25 protein-coding genes are annotated in these 23251 nt (G+C 75.9%); 7 read left to right on the top strand and 18 right to left on the bottom strand.

Going from position 1 to position 23251, the window contains the following annotated elements:
• Window positions 1-10: 10 nt before the first annotated feature.
• From AB0I11_RS20355 to AB0I11_RS20295, 13 genes are all read right to left on the bottom strand, one after another.
• A complete protein-coding gene (locus AB0I11_RS20355) occupies window positions 11-703 on the bottom strand; it encodes a phage tail protein (protein ID WP_357322434.1) in 693 nt (230 codons plus the stop codon).
• The gene (locus tag AB0I11_RS20350) at window positions 684-3374 is read right to left on the bottom strand and encodes a putative baseplate assembly protein (protein ID WP_357322431.1); all 2691 of its coding nucleotides are present in this window, start codon (window positions 3372-3374) and stop codon (window positions 684-686) included. The genes AB0I11_RS20355 and AB0I11_RS20350 overlap by 20 nt, the downstream gene beginning before the upstream one ends.
• Complete coding sequence (locus tag AB0I11_RS20345; RefSeq protein WP_357322428.1) at window positions 3371-3814, bottom strand: GPW/gp25 family protein; 444 nt, start codon at window positions 3812-3814, stop codon at window positions 3371-3373. Before AB0I11_RS20345 ends, AB0I11_RS20350 begins: the two co-directional genes overlap by 4 nt.
• Window positions 3811-4149: a hypothetical protein gene (locus AB0I11_RS20340; protein ID WP_357322425.1), complete on the bottom strand. Its 339-nt coding sequence runs from the start codon at window positions 4147-4149 to the stop codon at window positions 3811-3813. Before AB0I11_RS20340 ends, AB0I11_RS20345 begins: the two co-directional genes overlap by 4 nt.
• Window positions 4149-5720 carry a phage baseplate assembly protein V gene (locus AB0I11_RS20335; protein ID WP_357322422.1) on the bottom strand — a complete coding sequence of 524 codons (1572 nt, stop codon included), beginning with the start codon at window positions 5718-5720 and terminating at the stop codon, window positions 4149-4151. Before AB0I11_RS20335 ends, AB0I11_RS20340 begins: the two co-directional genes overlap by 1 nt.
• Window positions 5717-6487: a hypothetical protein gene (locus tag AB0I11_RS20330; RefSeq protein WP_357322419.1), complete on the bottom strand. Its 771-nt coding sequence runs from the start codon at window positions 6485-6487 to the stop codon at window positions 5717-5719. The genes AB0I11_RS20335 and AB0I11_RS20330 overlap by 4 nt, the downstream gene beginning before the upstream one ends.
• A complete protein-coding gene (locus tag AB0I11_RS20325) occupies window positions 6487-7149 on the bottom strand; it encodes a hypothetical protein (protein ID WP_357322416.1) in 663 nt (220 codons plus the stop codon). Before AB0I11_RS20325 ends, AB0I11_RS20330 begins: the two co-directional genes overlap by 1 nt.
• A 1048-nt stretch (window positions 7150-8197) precedes the next feature.
• Window positions 8198-8680, bottom strand: coding sequence for a phage tail protein (locus AB0I11_RS20320; protein ID WP_046564871.1), 483 nt, complete (start codon window positions 8678-8680; stop codon window positions 8198-8200).
• A gap of 1 nt (window position 8681) precedes the next feature.
• The gene (locus AB0I11_RS20315; RefSeq protein ID WP_357322412.1) at window positions 8682-9926 is read right to left on the bottom strand and encodes a phage tail sheath C-terminal domain-containing protein; all 1245 of its coding nucleotides are present in this window, start codon (window positions 9924-9926) and stop codon (window positions 8682-8684) included.
• 17 nt (window positions 9927-9943) lie between these two features.
• Window positions 9944-10624, bottom strand: a complete 681-nt coding sequence (locus AB0I11_RS20310; protein ID WP_357322409.1) for a carboxypeptidase regulatory-like domain-containing protein — start codon at window positions 10622-10624, stop codon at window positions 9944-9946.
• On the bottom strand, window positions 10621-11229 hold the full coding sequence (locus AB0I11_RS20305; RefSeq protein ID WP_357322407.1) for a glycine zipper family protein: 609 nt from the start codon (window positions 11227-11229) through the stop codon (window positions 10621-10623). Before AB0I11_RS20305 ends, AB0I11_RS20310 begins: the two co-directional genes overlap by 4 nt.
• A 14-nt stretch (window positions 11230-11243) precedes the next feature.
• On the bottom strand, window positions 11244-11588 hold the full coding sequence (locus AB0I11_RS20300; RefSeq protein WP_357322405.1) for a hypothetical protein: 345 nt from the start codon (window positions 11586-11588) through the stop codon (window positions 11244-11246).
• Between the two features lie 109 nt (window positions 11589-11697).
• Window positions 11698-12492: a DUF3153 domain-containing protein gene (locus AB0I11_RS20295; protein ID WP_357322402.1), complete on the bottom strand. Its 795-nt coding sequence runs from the start codon at window positions 12490-12492 to the stop codon at window positions 11698-11700.
• A gap of 129 nt (window positions 12493-12621) precedes the next feature.
• On the opposite strand from AB0I11_RS20295, the gene AB0I11_RS20290 reads away from it, so the two are divergent.
• Window positions 12622-14040, top strand: a complete 1419-nt coding sequence (locus AB0I11_RS20290; protein ID WP_357322399.1) for an FUSC family protein — start codon at window positions 12622-12624, stop codon at window positions 14038-14040.
• Between the two features lie 6 nt (window positions 14041-14046).
• Here AB0I11_RS20290 and AB0I11_RS20285 read toward each other — a convergent pair whose 3' ends face one another.
• The gene (locus AB0I11_RS20285) at window positions 14047-14727 is read right to left on the bottom strand and encodes a phospholipase (RefSeq protein WP_357322396.1); all 681 of its coding nucleotides are present in this window, start codon (window positions 14725-14727) and stop codon (window positions 14047-14049) included.
• An 8-nt stretch (window positions 14728-14735) separates the two neighbouring features.
• Window positions 14736-15197 carry a DUF6328 family protein gene (locus AB0I11_RS20280; protein WP_357322393.1) on the bottom strand — a complete coding sequence of 154 codons (462 nt, stop codon included), beginning with the start codon at window positions 15195-15197 and terminating at the stop codon, window positions 14736-14738.
• 193 nt (window positions 15198-15390) lie between these two features.
• On the opposite strand from AB0I11_RS20280, the gene AB0I11_RS20275 reads away from it, so the two are divergent.
• Both AB0I11_RS20275 and AB0I11_RS20270 read left to right on the top strand, forming a co-directional pair.
• Window positions 15391-16791, top strand: coding sequence for a sulfatase-like hydrolase/transferase (locus tag AB0I11_RS20275; protein ID WP_357322390.1), 1401 nt, complete (start codon window positions 15391-15393; stop codon window positions 16789-16791).
• Between the two features lie 6 nt (window positions 16792-16797).
• Window positions 16798-17667, top strand: a complete 870-nt coding sequence (locus AB0I11_RS20270; RefSeq protein WP_357322387.1) for a bile acid:sodium symporter — start codon at window positions 16798-16800, stop codon at window positions 17665-17667.
• A 32-nt stretch (window positions 17668-17699) separates the two neighbouring features.
• On the opposite strand, the gene AB0I11_RS20265 is transcribed toward AB0I11_RS20270, so the two are convergent.
• Together AB0I11_RS20265 and AB0I11_RS20260 are read right to left on the bottom strand one after the other, a co-directional pair.
• Window positions 17700-18260, bottom strand: coding sequence for a YetF domain-containing protein (locus tag AB0I11_RS20265; protein WP_357322384.1), 561 nt, complete (start codon window positions 18258-18260; stop codon window positions 17700-17702).
• 137 nt (window positions 18261-18397) lie between these two features.
• Entirely contained in the window at window positions 18398-19387 is a 990-nt protein-coding gene (locus tag AB0I11_RS20260; protein WP_357322381.1) for a LacI family DNA-binding transcriptional regulator, read from the bottom strand.
• A gap of 146 nt (window positions 19388-19533) precedes the next feature.
• Between AB0I11_RS20260 and AB0I11_RS20255 the strand changes: the two genes are divergently transcribed.
• From AB0I11_RS20255 to AB0I11_RS20240, 4 genes are all read left to right on the top strand, one after another.
• Window positions 19534-20751, top strand: coding sequence for an MFS transporter (locus AB0I11_RS20255; RefSeq protein ID WP_357322378.1), 1218 nt, complete (start codon window positions 19534-19536; stop codon window positions 20749-20751).
• 154 nt (window positions 20752-20905) lie between these two features.
• A complete protein-coding gene (locus AB0I11_RS20250; protein WP_357322376.1) occupies window positions 20906-21238 on the top strand; it encodes a hypothetical protein in 333 nt (110 codons plus the stop codon).
• Window positions 21239-21329: 91 nt separating this feature from the next.
• On the top strand, window positions 21330-22001 hold the full coding sequence (locus AB0I11_RS20245; protein WP_357322373.1) for a DUF2306 domain-containing protein: 672 nt from the start codon (window positions 21330-21332) through the stop codon (window positions 21999-22001).
• A 79-nt stretch (window positions 22002-22080) separates the two neighbouring features.
• Window positions 22081-22461: a VOC family protein gene (locus AB0I11_RS20240; RefSeq protein ID WP_357322370.1), complete on the top strand. Its 381-nt coding sequence runs from the start codon at window positions 22081-22083 to the stop codon at window positions 22459-22461.
• 33 nt (window positions 22462-22494) lie between these two features.
• Here the strand turns inward: AB0I11_RS20240 and AB0I11_RS20235 are convergent, their stop codons facing one another.
• Complete coding sequence (locus tag AB0I11_RS20235) at window positions 22495-23124, bottom strand: MBL fold metallo-hydrolase (protein ID WP_357322368.1); 630 nt, start codon at window positions 23122-23124, stop codon at window positions 22495-22497.
• Between the last annotated feature and the right edge of the window lie 127 nt (window positions 23125-23251).

Below are 23251 nucleotides of genomic sequence, written 5' to 3'. Positions count from 1 at the left end.
GACGACTCCTCTACGGCTGATCGGGCGGGACAGGGGAGGACACGTGGGCCCGGCCGACCGCGCGGACCCCCGCCACCCCGACGGCATCCGCGCCGGCGGGGTCCGGGCCGGCTGGGTGCGGGCCGGCGGGGTCCGGGCCGGTGGGATCTGGGCCGGTGGGATCTGGGCCGGCGGGGTGCGGGTCGGCGGGGTCCGGGGCCGGGTCGGTGACGATCTCGACGGTGACCGCGGCGGGCTTCTCCGCCTCGACGATCCGGGTGATCACGGCGAGCTGGCCGGCGGCGGCCGGCGGCACCCGCACCACCACGTGGAACGGCCGGTCGGCCGGCTCGTCCAGCCCGAAGCCGGTCACCCCGGTGGCCAGCTCCAGCGCGGTGCGCATCCCGTACGGGGTGCCCCGCCAGCGGGCCAGCAACGCGCCGTGCGCGACCAGGTCCCGCAGCCGGCCCAGCGGCAGCGGCGGCGGCGCGTCGGCGCGGGGCGCGGCCACCACGTGGTCCATCGCCACCCACCGGGTCAGGTACGCCACGAACCCGTCCGGCGTCCGGTAGGGCGCGAAGAGCGAATCGACGTCGGCGAGCACCGCCTCGTCGGGGGCGTGCAACGCCTCCATCACGTCCAGCAGCGCGCCCAGCACGCTGCCCGGCCCGGCGGCCCGCTGGTAGGCCGCGGGCAGCAGCCGCTCAATCGCCGCTCGTCGCATCCTGCCGCACCACCTCGATGTCGTGCTCGCCGGAGCAGAGCAGCCAGGTGCCGGGGACGGTGACCACGTCGGCGGTGGCCTGGTTCGCGCTGGCCGCCCAGTCGACGGCGTCGGCGCTGCGGTGCACGCCGCGCTCGCCGCCGGCGAGGATCAGCCGGGCGGTGCCGCCAGCGCCGCCGGACGGCACGGTCGCGGCGATCGCGTCGACCGGGACGAACCGGGTCCGGTCCCGCAGCGGCAGCCCGCAGTTGACCATCACCGGCTGCCACTGGGGCTGGGCGGCGAGGGTGTCCAACCGGACCACCCCGCCGCTCTGCGTGGCGGCGAGCGCGAGGCTGCCGCTGAAGGCGAGATCCCGGCAGGTGCCGCCGATCCAGCCGGCCTGCACCGCCTGCCACTTGACGTCCGACTCGAACAGCCGGGTCCGGTGGCAGCCCTGCCCGGGCTTGCGCGGGTCCGGCTCCCCGGCGCCGCTCCACAGCAGGGTGGCCGGCCCGTCGTACTGGACGGCGAGCACCCGGTTGTCCACGTTGGCCAGCCCCACGTGGGCGAAGGTGCCGGGGCGGCCGGCCGCCGTGGACAGGTAGACGCCGAAACCGGCCTGCGCCGCGACCGCCACCCCGGGCGCGCCGCGCTCGGAGACGAACGACCCGACCGCGTAGAAGCCGCGGTCGGCGTCGGCCGGGTCGACCAGGATCTGCAACGGCACCGCGCCGGGCAGCAGCGAGACCTCGTACAGCCCGGCGTCGGTGGCCAGCAGCAGCGCCCCGGCGCCGTCCCGGTCGATCCAGGCCAGGTCCCGCACCCCGGAGTCCAGGCCGGTCAGCGGCGTCCACGTCTCGCCCAGGTCGGTGCTCAGGTGCACCCGGGAGCCGCCCGAGTCGCGCGCGGTCACCACCGCCACCGAGCCGGCCCGGGGCACGATGCCCGGCCGGACCGGGGCCGGGGCGGGCACCACCCGCACCACGCTCTCCCCGTCGAACCGGCCGGCCGGCTCCCAGCCGGCCCCGGCGTTGGTGGACCGGAACAGCACCGGGCCCCGTCCGGCGTACCAGGTGCCCGGCTGGTACTGGTCGACGGCGAGGGCGCGGACCTGCGCGTCGGGCGCCTCGTCGACGACGAACCGGACCGACTCGACATAGCGCACGCCCGGCTCGGCGTGCTCCAGCATCCGGTACACGTTGGAGGCGCGCAGCGGCTCGCCGAAGGCCCAGCCGGTCGGGTTGAGCGGGGTGGGCAGCGGGCTCAGCGTCTGGTGCAACCGGTCGTGGATGCGCCGGCGTACCGCGTCCACGTCCTCCTCCCGGCGCACCACCACCCGGGCCTGGATGGAGACCGCCTTGTAGCGGGCCCAGCCGGCCCGGACCGCGGTGCCCAGGGCGCGGCGTCGTTCCAGGTCGGCCGCCACCCCGCCGCGGGCCTCCTCGACCTCGTGCTCGCGCAGCACCTCGATCGGCAGCCGGCCGCCGGGGCGGGCCTGCTCCGGCACGTACGGCACCAGCACCACCTCGACCTCGCCGGGGCGGGCGAAGCTGTAGACGGCCGCCCGGGTGAACGCCCGGGCCCGGGCCACCGCGCCGGAGCCGGCGGCCAGGATCTCGTAGTCCCGGGCGGTGACGGCCCGCTGCTGGGCGAAGAACTCGTACGGCCCGCGGGCCAGCGCCGACTCCAGCGACTCCAGGTCCCGCCCTCCGCCGGCGGGCTCCGGGTTCTCCACCCGCAGCCCGGGCAGCGGGTCGCGCAGGCTGGTCAGGGTGCCCGCCGCGACGTTCCCGGCCGGGCCGCCCCCGCACCGGTACCAGAGCCGCACCTGCCGCCCGGCGGGCGGCACCGCGGCCACCGTGGTCGCCCCGGCCACCGGCGTCGGCCCGGCGGCCCCGGCCGGCGCGGCACCGGGCCCGGGCGTCCCCTCGGCGCCCGGCCCCGGACCGCCGCCGCCCGGCCCGGCCGGCGGGCGCAGGTCCAGCGCGGGCGCGAAGGTGAGCACCCCCGCCGCCCGGTCGACCAGGTAGACCTTCGCCTGCGGGCCCAGGCCGGCGAAGCTGTCCACCGGTCGCCAGATCTCGTACGTGCGCCCGTCGTGCTCGCGGGCCGCCGCGCCCAGCTCCACCGAGCCGGCCGGCACCTCCACGCCGAGCAGCAGGTCCAGCGGCTCCGCGGTCCGGGCCAGCGGCGGCCGGGCCGCCCGGAACACCTGGCCGGCCTGCCCGGTGCCGGTGCCGAGCAGTTCCGCCTCGACCACCTCGCAGTGGTGCAGGCGTACCGTCACCTCGGTCTCGCCGGCGGGCAGCAGGGCCGGCTCGGTGGTGACGAAGACGACCGGCCGGGGGTCGGCGCCGCGGGCGGCGGCGACCCGGGTGCCGGCGGGGATGCGGACCGCGCCCCGGTCGGGCCCGGTCCGGCTGAACCGGACGTCCGCCCAGGCGGCGCTCGGCGGGTGCCGGGTCACCCCGAGCAGGTTCAGGAACGCCACGTACGCCTTCTCCGGCAGTTGGTTCAGCCGGTAGATCATCACTTCGGTGAGGTACGCGAACGCCTCCAGCAGCGCCATGCCGGGATCGTGCGCGGAGAGGTCCGTCCAGTCCGGGCAGGACCGGCGGATCCGTTCCCGCGCCTCGGTGACCAGGTCGAGGAAGGCGCGGTCGTCGAGGTGCGGCACGGGCAGCGTCATGACGTTCCCTCCTCGGCGGGTACGCCGGGATCGTCGGCGGGCAGCAGGTCGACGGAGAAGACCAACTGGCCGGGGGAGAGGCTGGCCCGCACCCGGTAGTCCAGCCGGATCACCAGCCGCCACGGGTCGTCCGGATCGGGCCCGGCGTCCACGTCGATCACCTCGATCCGGGGCTCCCACCGCCGGATGGCCTGCCGGACGTAGTGGATGGCCAGGCCGGCGGTGGTGTCGTCGTTGGGGGCGAAGACCAGCCGGTGCAGCCGGGAGCCGTAGCCGGGCCGCATCAGCCGCTCCCCGGGCGTGGTCGACAGCAGCAGGTACAGCGCCTGGCGTACGGTCTCGTCGCCGTCGGTCATGGCCAGCCCGCCGGCGGCGGTCAACCCCAGACCGCCGGCGCGTCCGGCGTCGAAGCCGGCGCCGACGAAGCGGAACGCCCTCATCCGTCCGCCCCCAGGAAGGTCTGCCGCGGGTCGCGGACGGTGTGGTGGACCAGGCCCGGCGGGGTGCCGTCGGTGAGACCGTCCAGGTTCGACAGCACCACCCGGTGCCCGTCCACCCGCAGCCAGGAGCTGTAGCCGACGGTGACCCGCAGCGTCGTGGCGCACGGCTTGATCGTCGGCCCGTAGTTCGGGCAGGCGGTGATGTCCCGCCCCTCCGGGTCGGCCTCCACCAGCACTGGCACCCCCTGCAGGGTCAGCCACTGCTGGGACGGGCGGTTGGCCACCCGGCCGTCATGGTCACAGGTGATCAGCGAGTCGCGGTGGATCCAGCGCATCAGCCACCTCCGAGAGCGCGGGCGAGGGTGCGGGCCTGGTTGGCGGCGGTGCTGGCGTCCTCCGCCGCCGGGGCGTGCTGGAAGTCGACGGTGCGGGCGCGCACCACCATGGCCCGGCCCGGCGCGGAGAGCACCAGGTCGCCGGCCGCGTGCACGGTGGTCAGCCCGGGGCGCAGCTCGACGAAGCTGCCCTCGTCGGTGGCCATCCGCAGGGTGCGCCCGTCGTCGTCGATGACGATCGACTGGCCGGTGCCGGTCCGCATCGACCAGCGCCGGGACCGGCCGGCGACGATGCCCGCGTCGTACGGCTCGATCGTCCCGAAGAGCGAGCCGAGCACCACCCCGGCGGCCGGCTCGCCGCCGGGCAACGCCACCAGCACGGTGTCGTCCGGGTCGGGCAGCGCCACGATGCCCCGGCCCCGGCCCGCCCCCGGACAGACCACCGCCAGCCAGCCCGCGTCCAGGTCCCCGTACGCGGGCAGCGTCACCCGGGCCCGGCCGAGCCGATCGGGGTCGTCGACGTCGGTGACCGTGCCGAGGGTGACCGTGGCCGGGGCGGGCGCGGCGGGCGGCGGTGGCTCCGGCGGGACCGTGGAGAAGCGGGTCAGGTGGCCGTTCGCGTCGACGGTGTGCACCACCTCGGTCAGCACGTACACCCCGGCGACCGGGTCGGGGACGCCGGCCAGGGCGATCCGCCGGCCGGGGCGCAGCGCCGGGTCTCCCTCTGCGGTGCCCTCGGCGGTGACCAGCGCGGCGACCCGCGCGTCCAGCCCGGCCTGGGCGAGGGCGGCCAGCTCGTCGTCGCTGCGCCCCGGCTGGTCCACCGCGGTACGCACGCCGTCCGCCCCGACCTCACCCGGGTCGGGGCGCAGCGGGACCCGCCGGCCGGAGCGGGCCTCGTCGGCCTGCTGGCGCAGCGGCTCGGCGCGCTGCGGGTGCCAGCCGAGCGCTACGGACTCGCCGCCGGCCCGGTCCAGGTTCTCCGCGATCCGCAGGAGGTGCACGGTCGTGCCGAGGGCCAACGGGACCGGCTCGCCGTACCCGTCGAGGGTCAGCAGGCGCAGCCGGTCACCGTCCACCGCCAGGTGCAGGCCGGCCCGGCCGGTGACCTCGCGCAGCAGCTCCAGGTCGGTGTGCCGGTGCTGGAGCAGCCGGTCCAGCCGCAGCCCGTCGGTGTCGGCGTCGACGGTGAGGCCCACGTCGGCGCAGAGCTCGGCGGCCAGCTCGGCGGCGGTCACCGACTCGAACACCCGCAGCTCCTGCCGCTTGCGCAGCCGGTGCAGCGGGTCGTACGCCCGCACCCGCAGCAGGGCCGCGCCGTCCCCGGCGTACTCCACCTCGACGCCGGTTACCTCGCCGCTGAACAGGGCGTCCGGCTGGCCGTCCAGGCGGACGTCGAGGGCGGCCCCGGGGCGTACCGGCGGGTCGAGGGCGGCGGCGCCGGGCGCGGTGGCGAGGGTGAGTTCGCACTGGGTCGGCTGGTCGAGCCGGGCGGCGACGCGGATCCCGCGCAGCCGCCGGGCGTCGGCCAGCGGGGTGCCGTCGACGGTGACGGTGGCGGCCCGGATCACGGCGCACCTCCCGTCCCGGCGGCGACCCCGGCCCGGGTCTGCGGGGCGCCGGCGGCGGTGAGCGGCGGCACCGCGAGGGCGGTGCCGGCCGGCACGGTCAGCGGGTCGCTGACCCGGTTGTGCTCGGCGAGCAGCCGCCAGCGCAGCGGCGAGCCGAGCGCGTCGTGGGCGAGCAGGTCGAAGCGCACCCCGGACCAGCCCGGCTCGGCCGCGCCGTCGGCGGCGGCCACCACCGCGGACCCGGGCGGCACGGTCGGGGTGCTCGCCGCGGCCAGCTCCTCCTCGAAGCCCGCCTGGGCGGCCTCCGCGTTCTCCGCCATCCGGACCAGCTTCAGCCGCAGCCAGGAGCGGCGGGGCGTGCCGGTGAGGGTGAACGCGTCGAAGCGTTCGGCGATGGCCACGATGACTCCCGGCACGTTCCAGGTCTTGCCCCAGACCAGCCGGACCAGTGGTGGCCGCAGCCAGCCGTGCTCGGCGGTGGAGTTCTCCGCGAGCATCCACAGTGGACGGGTGAGGGCACGGACGTCCTCGGGGCGGACCTGGGACTCCACGAAGTCGATGTCGAAGAGCAGGTCCAGCACCAGTTCGGTGCGCCCGCCACCGGTGAAGACCAGCGGGTCGTCGGCCAGACCGGACCCGGTGAGCCGGCCGTCCGGCGCGCCCCGGGGGCGTACCCCGGCCAGCCGGGTGACCTGCACGGTCTCCGGGTTGAGCAGGCAGTCCACCCGGGTGCCGGACTCGTCCACGAGGAAGGCGACGCGTTCCATCAGCCGCCCGCCTGTTCCCGGTCGAGCCGGCGCAGGTGCGCGGCGTCCGCGGCGCTCGCCGCCGGCACCCACAGCTCCCGGTCGTCGGGCAGCGCCGGCCACGGGTCCCGCACGGGTGTCCCGGGTACGGCCCGCCGCGCCGCCGGCGGACGAGCCTGCCGTGCACCGTCCTCGTCCGGCAGCGCCGGCCACTGTCCGGTCGCCGTGCCACCCCGTGGCGCGACTCCCGGACCGTCGCCACCCGCCGTCCCCGGCTCCGGGGGCGTCTGTTGCTGCCCTGGCGACCACAGCTGCCCCCAGAGACCGGCCGCCGCCGCGCCACCCGCGTACGCGCCGCCGAGCGGGTGCGGGGCGCCGTGGGCGCCGAGCGGGTACGGGGTGCCCGCCGCACCGGACGGCGGTGCGGACCGGTTCACCCGGGGGCCCCGCCCGGCCGCGGTGAGCTGGGCCGAGTCCCAGTCGACGACGTACCCGCCGGCGGGCCCGGGCAGGTCGCCGCCGGTGCCGGCTCGCGCCGTGGCGTCGCCGGGCCGCGCTGCGCGGCTGCCGGGCTGCGCCGTGCCGAGCCCCGGCCGGGCGGTGCCGTCGCCGGGCCCGATCTGCCAGCCGCCGGGCCGGGCCGTCCGGTCGCCCAGGGCGGCTGCGGTTTCCGGCCCGACCACCCCGCCGCCGGACCGGCCGGTCCCGTCGCCGCGCCGAGCGACCCTGCCGTCGGACCCGCCCCGCCGACGTCCGAACCAGCCAGCCCGGTCACGGGACCCGCCAGCCTTATCGTCGGACCCGGCAGCCCAGCCGTCGGACGCGCCGGCCCTGCCGCGAGATCGGCCGGTCGGCGACGTGCTGTCGGACAGCCGGAGCCCTCCGCCACCCGACCGCGCCGCCCCATCGCCGGGCAGGGCCGCCGTCTCGCCGCGCTGATGATCGCCGTCGCCGGGTAGGCCGTCGGCAGACCCGACCCAGCCGCCGTCGTCGCGCCACCGACCGTCGCTGCCGCGCCACCGCCCGCCGTCGCGCCACCGGCCGTCGCCGTCGCCGTCGCTGCCGCGCCACCGGCCGTCGTCGCCGGACCGGCCAACGCCGTCCGCACCGGACCATCCGGTGCCGGCCCCGAACCCGAACCGGGCCAGGAGCCTGCTGAGCCCGGGCCGGGCGTACCGCCCGGGGACACGGCCGTCCCACCGGACGGCGTCGCCGGGCGCGCCGGCACCCGCACCGCGTCGGCCCCGCCACCTGGCACCACCCCGACCACCGGAAGCCGCGGACCGCGCGCCACCCCCCGGCGAGCCGGGCAACCGCCACCACCCCGGGCCGCGACCGCGCCAGGCGCCCCCGCGCCGCGCCGCGTCCCGGTCCGGCCCGCGGCGGCCGGCCGGGTCGCCGGCGGTCCACCGACCGTGCCCGCCGCCCGCGCCGCCGGTGCCCGGCGACCCCGGGTCCGTACCGTCCCATCCCTCCCCGGCGGCGCGGTCACCCGGAACCAGGTGGCTCGCGTCGTCGGGGAACCCGGGGCCGAGCGGGCGGTGCTGACCCGGGGCGTACGGGAGGTCGCGGAGCAGCCCGGGGGCGTGCGCGGCGACCAGGCGCAGCCAGTGCTCCGGCGGGTCGCCGGGCCGGCGGGGCGTGGGATCGCCCGGCGCCGGCCGTCCGGCGGCCCGGCCGGTGGGCGGGGCGAGCTGGTCGGCGGTGACCCGCAGCGCCCGGGCCAGCCAGTCACGCGGGCGTGGGCGCGGCCGCACCGCCGGACTCCAGTTCCAGTCCCTCGTACGCGAGGGTCAGCGCCTCGATGGCGATCTCCTGCGCGAGGGTGTTGAGGTGGGCGCCGCGCCACCGGGTCGGCCACGCGTTGATCATGTTCCAGCGCAGCACCTCGGCGGTGCCGGCCGGGTCCAGCAGCACCACCGAGACGTTGCGTCGGCTCACCGTCCCCTTCGCCGCCGCGTTCACCCAGTCCCACAGCTCGCGGGACACGGTCAGGCCGAAGTGGAGGGTGACCGGGGCGTACTCGACCTGGCCCGGCACGGCCCGGATCCGCTCGTTGCCCGCCTCCCGGTAGCTGACCGACGGTATCTGCACCTCCAGGCCGCTGACCTCGGTGAAGTGCCCGTTGGTGATGCCGTTGATGAGCAGCTTGAAGTGGTAGGCCCGGTACGGGTCGACGGGCGCGCCCGGTTGCGGGGTGGCCGTGGTCGGCATGTCAGCCTCCGATCGTCTCGGTCTCGGTGCCGCCGGCCCACTGGCTCAGCTTGAACACCACGAACTCCGCCGGCTTCACCACCGCGATGCCGATGTGCGCGACCACCATGCCGGCGTCGCGGACGTCGGCCGGGTTGGTCTCCTCGTCGCACTTGACGAAGAACGCCTCCTCCGGCGTACGCCCGAGCAGCGCGCCGTCGCGCCACACCCGGGTGAGGAACGCCCCGATGTCCCGGCGGATCGATCGCCAGAGGGTGTAGTCGTTGGGCTCGAAGACCATCCACCGGGTGCCGTTGGCGATGGCCTGCTCGATGGCGATGGAGAGTCGCCGTACGTTGAGATAGCGCCACTCGCTGGCCTCGGCGGCGAGCGTACGGGCGCCCCAGAGCCGGATCCCCTCGCCGGCGAAGTAGCGGATGACGTTGACGCCCTTGGGGTTGAGCACGTCGTGCTCCGGACGGGTGACCAGGTAGCCGAGGTCCACCGCGCCGCGTACCGGCTCGTTGGCCGGCGCCTTGTGCACGCCGCGCAGCGCGTCGGTCCGGGCCCAGATGCCGGCCACGTGCCCGCTCGGCGGGGTGAGCACCAGCTCACCGCTGATCGGGTCGCGCACCCTGATCCACGGGAAGTAGAAGGTGGCGAACTCGGACTGCCGGGGCCGGTCGCCGGTCGGCCCGTCGTCGTCGTCCGGCTTCGGCCCGCCGTCGGCGGGTTTCGGGGCGCCGTCGGCGGGTTTGCCGGCGGGCTTGCCGGAGCCCGGCGTGCCGACCCGGGTGAGCCGGGAGATGTCGGCCACGTCCGGCGGCGGGTCGCAGATCGCCACCATGGTGCGCAACCGCTCGGCCATGCTGATCAGGGCGTCGTGCGAGACCGGGTCGTGGTAGCCGGGGGCGGCGAGGATCGAGATCTCGTCGACGGCCTCCAGCAGTTGCAGCCCGCCGCGCCGCCCACCGGTGCCGGTGAGCTGCCCACCCTCGCCGACGTTCACCACCCAGCAGCGGGTGCCGCCGTTGTCGAGGAAGCCGAAGACCGCCCGGGCCAGCGGGGTGCTCTCCGGCTGCTCGCCGTCGGCGTACAGGCGGACGAACTCCGACCAGCTGTTGACCGCCAGGGCCTGGTTGACGTGCGCGGTCCGGTTCGGGGCGACGCCGACGAAGGCGGCCGTGCTGGTGCCGACGGGGCCGATCGGGCGGGCGCCGCTGGGAACCTCCTCGACGTAGATGCCGGGGGAGAAGTAGGTGGGCATCGGTCCTCCTTGAGGAGTCAGTCCGGGGCGCAGACGATGACGAGGTCGGGATCGGCGGGGTCGAGGTCGGCGGTGTGGGTCCGGCCCCGCCCGACCAGCCGCACCCGCACCGGCCGGTCCGGGGCGTCCGGGTCGTGCGGGACGCCGACCAGCCGGAACCGTCCGGCGTGGTCGGTCTCCGTGGCGTACGGGGTGCCGGGCACCTCGATCCGCATCGCGGCGAGCGGCTGCGCCTCGGGGCCGACCACCCGGCCGTCGAGGGTGCGCATGCCCAGCTGCCGCAGCCGCAGCGGGTGCCGTACCGGCGGCGCGGCGGGCAGCGGCCGGTCGATCCGGGCCGGCACGTCGAGCAGCAGCGCCGGCCGGGGCGCCACTCCGAACGCCCGCCAGAACGCCGGATCGCCGGTGCCGAGCACCACCTCCGGTTCGCCGGCCGTGGCGGCGGCGGCCAGCACCCGGTCCAGTGCCGGCAGCGCGTCCGGTCCGGCGCCGGCGAGCAGCGACCGGAGCACGAACCGGTACGGCTCGCGCGCCCCGCCGCCGGCCGCGGTCGGCCGGACCGGCCGCAGCTCCAGCGGCCAGACGGTGAGGCCGCCGCCCGGGTCGTCGCGGGGCGGGCCGACCGGGACGGCGGTGCCCGCCGCCCCGGTCAGCCAGGCCGCGAGGTCCGCGACGGCCGCCTCGATCGCGCCGGTCATCGCGGCGGCGTCCCCTGGATCCGGTACGCGATGGCCTCGTTCCACACGTGCGGGTAGACGCCGATCTCGAAGTACCGGGTGAACCGGTTGATCGGGGCGTTGCTGTGGTCGTGCCAGAGCAGCCACACCGGGGCGATGGTGAACAGGACGTAGTTGAGCACGACCAGCGGCAGGTAGAGCGGGCCGAGCAGCCGGGCCTGGAAGACGTGTACGTCCTCGTGGCGCTGGATGCCGGGGCTGGAGCCGGCGCAGACCGTGCCGATCGTGGTGGCGTACCGCGGGGAGACCCCCTCGATCAGGTTGACCCGGCCGCTGGCCTGGGAGATCACCCGGTCGAGCTGGTGCCCGAAGATCAGGTGCAGGGCGAGGTAGAGCGCGCCGACCACGGTGTTGAGCAGGCTCCACGTGTGGTCGACCACGAACAGGAAGATCCCCCGGGCGTCCGTGCCGTACGTGCCGGCCGAGGCGACCGCCCAGCCGAAGGGGGCGCCGAGCAGCAGCCCGACCGCCGCCCCGATGAGCAGGCCGAGGGGGCCGCCGGCGAGCCCGCCGAGCAGGGCGCCGAGGCCGACGTGTACAGCGGCGCTGATGATGCCGAAGACCATGGCGGGTACCTCTTTCAGACCCACGAGCGGATGAAGCGGGGCTCGCGTCCCTGCGCGAGCTGGGTGGGCGAGGCGTTCGTCGCCTGCCGGTTGCCGGGTGGCAGCTGGTTGATGCCGAGGGCGGCGGAGAAGATGACCAGCCCGTTGAAGAACGCGATGATCCACTTTTCCGGTCCGGCGTCGTCGGCGAACCCCGCGGTCAGGTAGGACAGTGCGAGCGCGACGCCCAGCGCGAGCCACTTGCGCGCCTTGTCGCCGCTGGGGCCGAGCAACCCGCCGATGACGTTGGTGGCCAGCAGGGTGGCGGCGCTGGCGCCGGTGAGGCTGCCCAGCGCGGCCCAGGTGAAGAGATCGTTCACGGCGATCTCCCTTCGGGTGGTGCCTACGTGCTCGGGGTGATGGGGGAGGTACGGCGGGCGGGCCGGTTGCGGCCGGTCCCGTCCGCCCGTGGTGCGGCACCGGGCCGGGTCAGGCCGGATGGTCGGCCTGGGGGGCCGGCGCAGGGCTGGCGGCGGCCGGGTCGGCGGCCGCCGGGCTGGCGGCGGTCGGGGCGGCGCCCGGACCGCGGGGGCGGCGGAGCAGGAGGATGACGACCACGGCGACCAGCAGCAGGGCCAGTACGCCGCCGACCACCAGCAGCCAGGGGAAGCCGCCGCCGGCGGGGTCGGCCGCGGCCGGCGCGCCGCCCGGCGCCTCGGCCTCGGCGACCAGCTCGGCCGGCTTGTTCTGGTTGCTGTCCACCTTCCAGGTCACCGAGCGGCCGTTGATCGTGCCGTTGGCGTCGAGGACCCGGCCGGGAAATGTCACCGAGATTTCGAACGACATCAGTTTGACGAAGGTCCGCCGGGTGTCCGCATTTAGTTCGGGCACCTTTCCGGCGTAACCGTCCGGGTCGAGCGGGAAGGAGAAGTGGTAGCGGTCGCCGGTGCGGATCAGTTTCACGCTGTCGCTGGTGAATTGTGACAACGGCTTTTTCCGGTAGCTGACCTGTACGCCGTAGTATTTGGCGTCCTCGTAGCGGCTCTCGTCTCCGGCGGGCAGCGTGGGCAACTGCCGTCGCATGTCGGCGAAGGCCGTCGGTACGTCGGGGTTGCGCCCCTTGAGCAGGCCCTTGTCGGCGGTGACCAGGAGTTGGCCGGTGACCGTGTCGTCGGCGTTCACGGTCAGCCCGAGATTGAGTTGCATGCAGCCGCTCAGCGCCGCCACGAGGGCGAGACACACCGCGAGCGAAAAAACGCGGCTGCGGCGGAGTCTCCTATTCATGTGCACAGTGTGTGTGATCGCTATCACGTCCAGCAGTCAGCGATCAGTCACATGCCTGTCGCCGATCTTACGGGCCGGTCATCCCGTTCGGCTGACGCCGCGAACTCCGCCGGCCGATAACCTGAAGGGTTGACCATTTTCCACAATTGCGCGGCGGCCGCCGCCGTCCGGGCCGCCGCCGTCCGGGCCGCCGCCGTCCGGGCCGCCGCCGTGCGGCCGGCCGGATGCTGGCCCGCCGGCCGGATGCTGGCCCGCCGCGATCCGCCGTGCGGCACCGGCCGGCGTGACCGGCCCCACGGGGTGCACGTGGTGTTCAACGCTGCTGGCCGCCCCGGCGCGACGCAGGATGGTGGGGCGAGGCGACGGGAGGCGGCGATGGTGCGGTGGGGCAGGGGCCGGCGGCGCGGCGGGGCCGGCCCGACGGTGCGGGCCCGCGCCGCCGTCCGGGCCGCCGCCGGGCGGCTCCGCCGCGGCTGGCCGCCGGTGGTCGAGGCCACCCTGGCGGCCACCGTCGCCTGGATCCTCGCCACCCGGCTGGTCGGCCACCCGCAGCCCTTCTTCGCCCCGGCCGCCGCGCTGATCGTCCTCGGTCAGGCCCGCGGCCAGCGGATCCACCGGGCCGTCGAGGTGGTGCTCGGGGTCGCCGCCGGCGTGCTGGTCGGCGACCTGGTGGTGCAGGCGCTCGGGCCGCGGAACACCGGGACGGTCCTCACCGTCATCCTGCTCACCATCACCCTCGCGGTGGCGGTCGGCGCCAGTTCGGTCACCGTCGTGCAGGCCGCCGTCTCCGCCCTCTACCTGGTGGTCGCCGAGCCACCGACGCAGGGGCTGATCCCGTTCCGGTTCGTCGACGCGTTGATCGGCGGGGGTGTGGCCGTCGTGGCCAGCCAGCTGGTCGACGCCCGGCGGCCGCTCGCGCCGCTGGTCGCCGAGTTCCGGCACACCTTCGATGACCTGGCCGGGGTGCTCGACGACATCGCCGGTGCGCTGGACCGCCGCGACGACGCGGCGGCGCTGGCCGCGCTGGAGCGGGCCCGGCACGCCGACGCCGGGGTGGAACGGCTGCGCGGCGCGGTGCGGGCGGCCGGCGAGGCGCTCCGGCTCAACCTGCGCCGCCGGGCACAGCTGGGGCGGCTGCGCTCGGTGGAGGGTTCCATCCGGCAGATCGACTACGCGGTACGCAACGTGCGGGTCCTGGCCCGCGCGGCGGTCACCCTGACCCGTAGCCCGACGCCGGCGCCACCGGAGCTGGGCGACGCGGTCCGGACCCTGGCCGAGGCGGTGCGTTCGGCCGGGAACGCGCTCGCCGCCGACCTGACCGGGCAGGACGCCGCCGCCGACGCCCACGCCGAACGGGTCGACGTGGCCGCCCTGACCGCGGTGCGGGCGGCCGGGCGGCTGTTCACCGCCGGCCAGACGCTGCCGCTCGCCATGATCATCGGCCAGGTCCGGGCCACCGCCATCGACCTGCTGCGCGGGGTCGGGGTGGACGACGACGCCACGGTGCTGAGCCGGGTCGACGCGGCCGTCGCCCGGCCCGGACCCTGACCGGGCTCAGCCCACCAGCCAGTCCACGGCCTGCCGCCGGATCTCCGCCGGCACCTCGTGCCCGCCGGTGAACTCGGCGTACTCGGCCGGGTAGCCGAGGGCGTGCAGGCGGGGCACCAGACGCCGGCTGCATACGTCCACCGGCAACACCCGGTCGTCGGTGCCGTGCGAGACGAACAGCCGCGGCCGGCCCTGGGTCACCAGCGGCGCCGCGAAGCCGGGGGAGAAGGCCAGCACCGCGTCGACCAGGTCGCCGTTGGTCAGGCCCAGGGAGAGGGCGTACGAGGCCCCGTCGGAGAAGCCGCCGAGCGTCACGCCGTCCACCGGATAGGCCGCGAGCGTCCCGGCCAGCAGCGCGTCGATCCGGGCGACGTCCGGGCCGTACCCCTCGGCGATCAGGTCCCAGGTGCTCGCGCTGGCCTGCGGGGCGAGCAGCAGCAGCCGGTGGGCGTCGGCCAGCGGCAGGAGCAGGTCCAGGCCTTGCCGGGCCGACCCGCCGGCGCCGTGCAGCAGCAGCACGAGCCGGTACGGTCCCGGGCCGCCGGACGGCACGTGGCGCAGCGCGGGCGGCCCGCCGGCCGGATCGGGGACCTCGGCCGGGCCGGTCGGGCCGGGCGCCGCCACGGTGACCGGCCGGGCGGTCAGCCGGCCGTGCCGGTACCCCGGCGCCGGTTGCCCCGCTGGCACGGGTCCGGTCACCTCGCCCGCCCCCAGTCGCGGCGGGCGAGCGGCAGGCCCACCCAGAGCAGCAGCAGGACCACCGCGGTCAGGCCGGTGAGCAGCAGCGCGGCGGCCCGCGGGAGCACGAAGTCGGTGATCAGCAGCACCGCGCTGGCCATGGCGATCAGCAGGAAGCCCAGCGCGCCGCTGGACAGCCGGTGCGCGTACCGGACCAGCTCGGACTTGCGGCCCCGGCGGAACAGCGCCGCGTGCAGGGCGACCGGCGCGATGATCAACGCGGTCGCGGCGCCGGCGGAGGCCAGCGCGACGAGATACGCGCCGCGCTGGAACGGGGTCACGCGCGGGAACCCGGCGGTGAACGGCAGGGTGAGCAGGAAGGCGAAGAGGATCTGCACGCCCGTCTGCGCGACGCGCAGTTCCCGCAACTCGTCGGTGAAGTTGCGCTCCAGGCGCTTCTTCTCGGTCTCCCTGGCCATCACCCTGCACCGTCCCGTCCGGCTCGGCCGCCCGGGGCGGGACCGGTACCCGATGCTAGAACGGCGCGGGCCCGCCGCGCCGGTGTTCGAGGTTGGCGGCCCTGGTCACCCGCGGGAACCGGGGTCGCCGACGCCGCCGGGCGCCTGTTCGTGCCGGGACGTTAGGTCCCGCCCCGAACAGGTATAGGGGGACATGGCGACGGCCGGTGGCAGCGGGACGGTGGCGGGTGCGGGAAGGCCGTCCGGGCCGCCCAACATCCTCGTCATCCTGGCCGACGACCTGGGCTGGGCGGATCTCGGCTGTTACGGCTCCACCCGGATCCGTACCCCCCATCTCGACCGGCTGGCCGCCGCGGGCCTGCTGTTCCGGCACGGCTACGCCTGCTCGCCGTGGTGCTCGTCGACGCGCATCGGGCTCTACACCGGGCGCTATCCCACCCGGCTGCCGGCCGGCCTGGAGGAGCCGCTGACCACGCGCGCGGCGGGCAACGGGATCCCCGCCGACCAGCCGACCCTGTCGTCGTTGCTGCTGGCCGCCGGTTACGAGACGGCGATGTTCGGCAAGTGGCACTGCGGGTGGCTGCCCTGGTACAGCCCGCTGCGCATCGGTTTCCAGCGCTTCTACGGCAACTTCGACGGGGCGATCGACTACTTCGAGCACATCAACACCACGGGTGAGGCCGACCTGTACGAGGGGGAGACCCCGGTGGCGGAGGCCGGCTACTACACGTCGTTGATCTCCGACCGCGCGGCCGAGTTCGTCGCGGCGGACCGGGCCGGCCCGTTCTATCTGCAGCTCAACTACACCGCGCCGCACTGGCCCTGGGAGGGGCCGGGGGACCGCGACGTCAGTGCGGAGATCCGCCGCAGGTTCGCCCGGGAGCCGGTGCCCACCCCGCTGATCCACCCGGACGGCGGGTCCCTGGAGAAGTACGCCGAGCTGGTCGAGGAGATGGACGCGGGCATCGGCCGGGTGCTCGCCGCGCTCGCCGGGGCCGGGCGCGCCGAGCAGACCATCGTGGTCTTCACCTCCGACAACGGTGGTGAGCGATGGTCGAAGAACTGGCCGCTGGTGGGCGAGAAGGGGGATCTCGCCGAGGGGGGCATCCGGGTGCCGCTGATCCTGCGCTGGCCGGCCGCCGTGGCCGGCGGCCAGGTCACCGACGCGCCGGTGCACACCCTGGACCTGACCGCGACGCTCGTCGACGCCGGCGGGACCGTGCCGGACGAGCGGTACCCGCTGGACGGGGTGAACCTGGTGCCGTGGCTGGTCGACGGGGCCGACTTCCCCGCGCACGACCTGTTCTGGCGCACCTCCAACCAGGGTGCGCTGCGTCGCGGCCGGTACAAGTACCTGTTCGACCGCCGCGACCGCTCGGTGCTCGGCAACTGGCCGCGCCGCCCGGGCCCCTTCCATCTGCTCTACGACCTGAGCGTGGACGGCCGGGAGCAGGCGGATCTCGCCGGCCACCACCCACGCCTGCTGGACGAGCTGCGGACCACCTGGGCGCGGATCGACGCCGACCTGCTGCCCTTCCCGCCGGAGCATCCGGGCGTGCCGGCGGAGGCGGTCGAGCACAGCGAACCGGACTGAGCCGCCGTGAGCACGGTGCGCGAGTGGCTGTCCGGGCTGGCGAACCTGGCGGTCCTGGTGTTCGCCGTGACGTCGATGCTCTCGGTCGGGTTCGCCTACTCGGCCCGGCAGATCCTCGGCCCGCTGCGGGACGTGCCGAAGTTGCTGCGGGCGTTGCTGGCCAACTTCGTCCTGGTCCCCCTTCTCGGGCTCGCCATCATCCGGCTCTGGCCGCTCGAGCGGCCGCTGCAGGCCGGGCTGGTCCTGGCCGCGATGACCGCCGGCGCGCCCTTCCTGATCAAACTGACCGCGGTGGCCAAGGCCGAGGTCGCGCTCAGCGCCACCCTGCTGGTGCTGCTGCTGCCCGTCACGGTCCTGTACGCGCCGATCGCCGTGCCGCAGGTCCTGCCGGAGGCGGACGTCTCGGTCGCCGGGCTGGCCGTGCCGCTGGTGCTCACCCTGCTGCTGCCGCTCGCGGTGGGCCTGCTGGTGCGCGCGCGCTGGCCCGCGCTGGCCCGGCGTTCGGTGCCGATCGTCCGCCACGCCTCCACCGTCGCGCTGGTGGTGCTCGTCCTGGGCACCACGCTGGCCAACGTCCCGACGATCGTCGAGCTGTTCACCACGGGCGCCATCGTGGCGCCGGTGCTGTTGATCGTCGGCGCGTTCGTGATCGGCTTCCTGCTCGGCGGCCGGGACCGCGACGTCCGGCACGTGCTCGCGCTCGGCACCGCGCAGCGCAACATCTCCGCGGCGACGGTGATGGCCACCCAGGGCTTCGCCGACAACGACACGCTGGTCATGGTGATCGCGACGTCACTCGCCGGCTTCGCGCTGCTCTTCCCGGCGGCCGCGGTGCTGCGCCGGATCGAGTCCGCCGCCGCCGACCGGGACGGTTGAGGCGCCCGGCCGGGCGCGCGGGGCGTGGTCGGTCACTCCACCGCGATCCGTACCACCTGGACGCCCTGGTCGACGCGCACCTCGAGGATCCGGGGCCCCTCGTGGCGTGGGATCACGCTGATGGTGCCGTCCCGTTCCAGGTAGGCGAGCCGCACCCGGGAAAGGTCGGCGTCGCTGCCCTTCTCGTGCAGCGCCTGGTCGAGGTCCATCCGGGAGATGTGCGTGTCACGCAGCGCGGCGGGGTCGGCCCGCCCGTCCTGGACCAGCAGCACCGGATGCCCCTTGACCAGCGGACCGAACCAGTGCAGGTGGTACGCGAGGGTCGCCATCAGCCGGTGCAGCAGGATGAGCACGAAGCCGGCGAGCCAGACGGCGAGCAGTCCCAGGGTGTTCGTGATGGCGCGGCTCAGCACCGAGCCGATCATGATCGCGACGACCAGGTCGAACGCGGTCCCCTTGCCGAACAGCCGCTTGTGGCCGAGGCGGACGATGATCACCGCGACCACGAAGGTCAGCACCGCCCGCACCGCCATCTGGCCGGGGTTGAGGGTGTCCGCGTCGATGCCCAGCACGGACCGCAGAAATTCGATCATCGGACGGGCGCCTTCCCCCGAATGGTCAGAATCGGGACTAACCGGAGGCTACCGGGCGCGACCGCGCGGCGGGGCGAAGCGACGTTCTGCCGTGGGCGGGACGGATCCGGCGGGTGCTCCGAGCGCCCCGGCTGCCGCTACGCGCTCTCCCGGGCCACCAGCCGGGAGGGGAACGCGGTCACCGGCGGCACCGGCCGGCCGTCCAGCACCGCGCTCGCCGCCGCGGTGGCGATCCGGGCCACCGGATGGGTGGCCGTGGTCAGCGCCGGAGCGCTCACCGCCGCGTACGGGATGTCGTCGAAACCGGCCACCGCCACGTCGTGCGGCACCCGGATTCCGCGGCCGCGCAGCGCGGCGATCACGCCCAGCGCGGTGGCGTCGCTGACCGCGTAGATCGCGTCGGTGTCCGGCCAGCGGCGCAGCGCCGTCAGCGCCGCCCGGCCACCGCGCGCGGCGGTGAAGTCGCCGGTCACCAGCCGCACCGGCAGCCCGGCCCCCCGCATGAGCCGCTGGTACGCGGTCACCGACCGCTCGGCGCAGCTCAGCCAGCGCGGGCCGGTGACCATGGCGATCCGGCGGCGGCCGCCGGCGTGCAGGTGGCGCAGCACCGCCTCGGCGCCGCCCGCGTTGTCCACGTCGAACGAGGGGACGTCCGGCGAGCCGGCGCCGATCGAGATGACCCGCCCGCGCAGCCCGGCGGGCACCGCGTCGAGCACCGGCGCGGTGGTGTTGACCAGCAGCACCCCGCAGACGCTCCGGTCGTCGCCGAGGCGGCGCAGCCCGGCCGGGGCGTCCCGCGGCAGCCACTCCAGGGCGACGCCGACCCCGTGCGGGGCGCACACCCGGGCCGCCGCGCCCACCAGGCGGTCCACGTACGGATCGTCGAGCACGGTGGCGTCGGTGCCGGAGACCGCCACGACGAGGCGTACCCCGGCGCCCCGGACCAGCGCGCGGGCGGTGATGTTCGGCACGTAGCCGAGCCGGTCCGCGGCGGCGCGTACCCGGTCCCGGGCGTCCACCGAGGCGAACCCGTAGCCGCCGAGCACCCGGGACGCGGTGGCCCGGGAGACCCCGGCCGCGCGGGCCACGTCGTCGAGGGTCGCCGGTCGGGCGGTCGGTGGCTGCATGTCTGGTCCTCCCCGTGCTGGCCGTTCTGCCGGCATCATGCCCGGTCCGGGCCGGCCGGGGTAAGGGGTGGGGGCGTTTGTGGTGGTAGCGCTCTCAGGTGTGCGATGGTCGTCGGACCAACCCTGGGGGAGAGGACACCAGCACGGTGAGCGGCACCATCAACGCGCCGGCCGAGGCCCGCGGCGCGACCCCGTGGGCGGTCGTGGCCGCCCGCAACGGCGTGGCGACGGTGTTCGCCCTCAACGGGCTGGCGGTGGCCACCTGGTTCTCCCGGGTGCCCGCGGCCCGCGAGGCGCTCGGGCTCAGCGCCGGGCGGCTCGGCCTGCTGCTGCTGGCCATGTCGGCCGGCGCGCTGGTGGCCATGTCCACCGCCGGCCTGGTCACCCTGCGGCTCGGCCCGGCCCGTACCGTGGCGGCCTCGACCGCCCTGCTCGCGCTCGGCCTGGCCGTCGTCGGCCTCTCGGCCAGCCTGGCCGGTTCGCTGATCGGCGTCGTGGTCGGCCTCTTCGCGGTGGGGTACGGCTCCGGCGCCTGCGACGTGGCGATGAACGTCGAGGCCGCGGCGGTGGAGAAGCGCCTCGGCCGGACCATCATGCCCCGGTTCCACGCCGCCTGGAGTCTCGGCTCGGTGGCCGGCGCCGGTCTCGGCGCCGGGGCCGCGCGGCTGGGCGTGCCGGTCGGCTGGCACCTGCCGGTGATCGCGGTGCTGGTCCTGACCGGCACGCTGCTCGGTGTCCGTGCCTTCCTGGCCGCGCCGGCCGAGTCGGCCGATTCGGCCCGGCCGACCGACCACCGCCGCGCGCTGCTGGCCACCTGGCGGGAGCCGCGCACCCTGCTCATCGGCCTCTTCGTGCTGGTGATGGCGTTCACCGAGGGCAGTGCGAACGACTGGCTGGCGGTCGCGTTCGTCGACGGGTACGGGGTGAGCGAGGCCGCCGGCGCCGCCGTCTTCGGGGTGTTCGTGGTCGGGATGACGCTGGGCCGGACCGCCGGCACCGTGGCGATCGACCGGTGGGGTCGGGTGCCGGTGCTGTTCGGCACCATCGGGTTGGCCGTCGCCGGGTCCACCTGCGCCGTGCTGGCCGGCTCCGGCGCCCTGGCCGTGGTCGGCGTCGTGCTCTGGGGCATCGGTGCCTCGCTCGGCTTCCCGGTCGGGATGAGCGCCGCCGCCGACGAGGAGGACCGCGCGCCGACCCGGGTCAGCGTGGTCGCGATGATCGGCTACACCGCGTTCCTCGCCGGCCCGCCGCTGCTCGGCTTCCTCGGCGACCACCTGGGCATCCTGCCCGCCCTCGGTCTGGTGCCGCTGCTCCTGCTGCCGATCCTCGCCCTGGTCCCGGTCCTGCGCCCGCCGGCCCGCTGAGGGGCGGGACGGGCTCCGGTCGGCGCCCGCCCGCCGCCCGTCGCCGGCCGCCCGGTGGGTGGCGGAGAGGGCTCAGCTGACTGTCACCCGGCTCGCAGCGCGTTGACAGGTACCGGTGCTGCACTGGGAGGCACGCCGAGGAGAGGAGCCGGAGATGGGCTGGTTCAGCCGCCGGGCCACCGACCCGACCACCCCGACCAAGCTCGACCGCGAGGCGAACCGGGAGGACCTGGCCGCCCTGGCGGCGTTCGCGACCAGCCGCCGTGGGGTCGAGTTCTACCTGGAGCCGGAGACCACGGCCACCGACACCACGGTGGTCGCGATCGCCCACGACGGCGAGTGGATCCGGCGCCGGACCGGCTCGCCCCGGGTCGCCGCGAAGATCGCCCAGCGGCACGGGATCCCGCTCTACGAGGCGGCCCGCACCGGCTATCCGGAGCGGATGCGGGCCTGGAACCGCGCCCACCCGGAGCGCCACGCCCGCTGACCCGGTCGCCGTCCACCCTTGACGGTGTACGGCGTACACCCTAGCCTGGCCGGAGACGTGTACGCCGTACACCTCAACGGACGGGGTCGCCATGAACTCCACCCGCACCCGGGACTGGCTGGTGCCGGCCGGCCTGATCCTGCTCAGCGCCGTACCGGTCATCGCCGGCGCGGCCCGGCTCACCGAGATCACCGGCGGCGCGACGGTGACGCCGGAAAACGCCCGCTTCCTCGCCTCGCCCGTGCCGGTGCTCGTGCACATCGTCGGCGCGACCCTGTACTGCCTGCTGGGCGCCCTCCAGTTCGCCCGCGGCCTCCGCCGCCGCCGGCCCGGCTGGCACCGGCTGGCGGGGCGGCTGCTGATTCCCTGCGGGCTCGCCGCGGCCCTGTCCGGCGTGTGGATGGCGGCGTGCTATCCCCGGCCGCCCTTCGACCACGTGCTCCTGACCCCGATCCGGCTCGTCGTCGGCGTGGCCATGGCCGGCTGCATCGTGCTCGGCGTCGCCGCCGTCCGGCGTCGGGATCTCGCCCGGCACCGGGCCTGGATGGCCCGGGGCTACGCGCTCGGTCTCGGCGCGGGCACCCAGGTCCTGACCCACCTGCCCTGGATGCTGCTGGCCGGCCAGCCGAGCGGCCTCGGCCGGGTCGCGCTGATGGTCGCCGCCTGGGTGATCAACCTGGCCGTGGTCGAATCGGCGCTGCGCAGGCGGCCGCGACGGCCGGCCCAACCGGTCGGTGCCCCCGCGGCCGTCCTCGCCCGCTGACCCGCCGCGGACGGGAGTCGACGGGGCCGCCGATCGGCACGGGGCGGACGGGATCGGGCATCGTTGATAGCCTCCCGCCATGCACCGCAGCCGACTGGTCGGGATTCTCATCGACACACCTGCCGCGCACGTCGACGCGACCGTGAGCTTCTGGTCCGCGGCGCTGGGTGCCCAGCCCTATCCCGCGCCCGGCGAGGAGCAGTTCACCGCCCTGATCGACGCCGCGCCCGGCCTGTTCACCGTCGTCCAGGCCGTCGATGACGCGCCGCGCTACCACGTCGACATCGAAACCGACGACCTTGAGGCGGAGGTGGCCCGACTGACGGCGCTGGGCGCGGAACTGGTGACCCGCTGGAAGGACGCCTTCACCCTGCGCGCCCCGGGCGGCCACCTGCTCTGCGTGGTGCCCGTGCACAGCGACCCCGAGACGTTCGCCGCGTCGGCGCGGACCTGGCCCTGAGCGCACCCGCCGGCCTCCGTGGCACCGGCGTCGTCAGCCGGTCAGGGCGGCCCGTGCCTCGGCCAGCCGCACCGGCTCGTCGTGCGCCGAGACGTACCAGTCGACGTCGTCGCTGAGCAGGCCGCGCGCCATCGCCAGGTCGGGTCCGTCCTCCGGCCTACGCAGGTGCGCCGGGGGCGGGTACCAGCAGTCGCCGAGCAGCAGCACCCCGGAATCCGGCACCAGCACCACCGCCGAGTCCGGGGCGTGCCCGCCGCCCACGTGCCGGACCAGCACACCGGTGGGCAGGGTCAGCTCGTCGGCGAACGTGCGGGCCGGCGGGAGCACCGCGAACCCGTCCCAGCAGTCCACGGCGAGCGCCCGGGCCCGGAAACTGTGGCCGAGCAGCGGGTTCTCGCGTACCTGCTCGCGGAGGTAGCGGTGGCTCCACGGCCGGGCCGCCTCGGCGCGCAGCGGCGCCACCCCGGCCTCGTGCCCGACGATCTCGACGCCCGGCCACGCGCAGGCGCCCCAGACGTGGTCCCAGTGGTGGTGGGTGTAGACCAGCCAGCGCGGCTCGGGCAGCCCCGCGGCGGCCAGCCCGGCCTGGATCTCGCGGGCGTGCGCCGGGCTCTGGCCCGCGTCGACGAGCGTGCTTCCCCGCTCGTCGGCGACGACCGCCACGGTCGGCCGGACCGCCAGCGGATCCGGGTCGCCGGGAAACAACCAGACCCGGCCGGCCAGCCGCGTGGGTGCGAGAGCGTCGATGGCGGCGACTCCTCTCGGTCGGTGGCGGACGTTCCACAGCCGA

The sequence above is a fragment of the Micromonospora sp. NPDC050495 genome (assembly GCF_040655175.1).
Taxonomy (GTDB): Bacteria; Actinomycetota; Actinomycetes; order Mycobacteriales; family Micromonosporaceae; genus Micromonospora.
The sequence above is the reverse complement of the archived record's forward strand: the minus strand, read 5'-3'. Positions and strand labels throughout refer to the sequence as shown.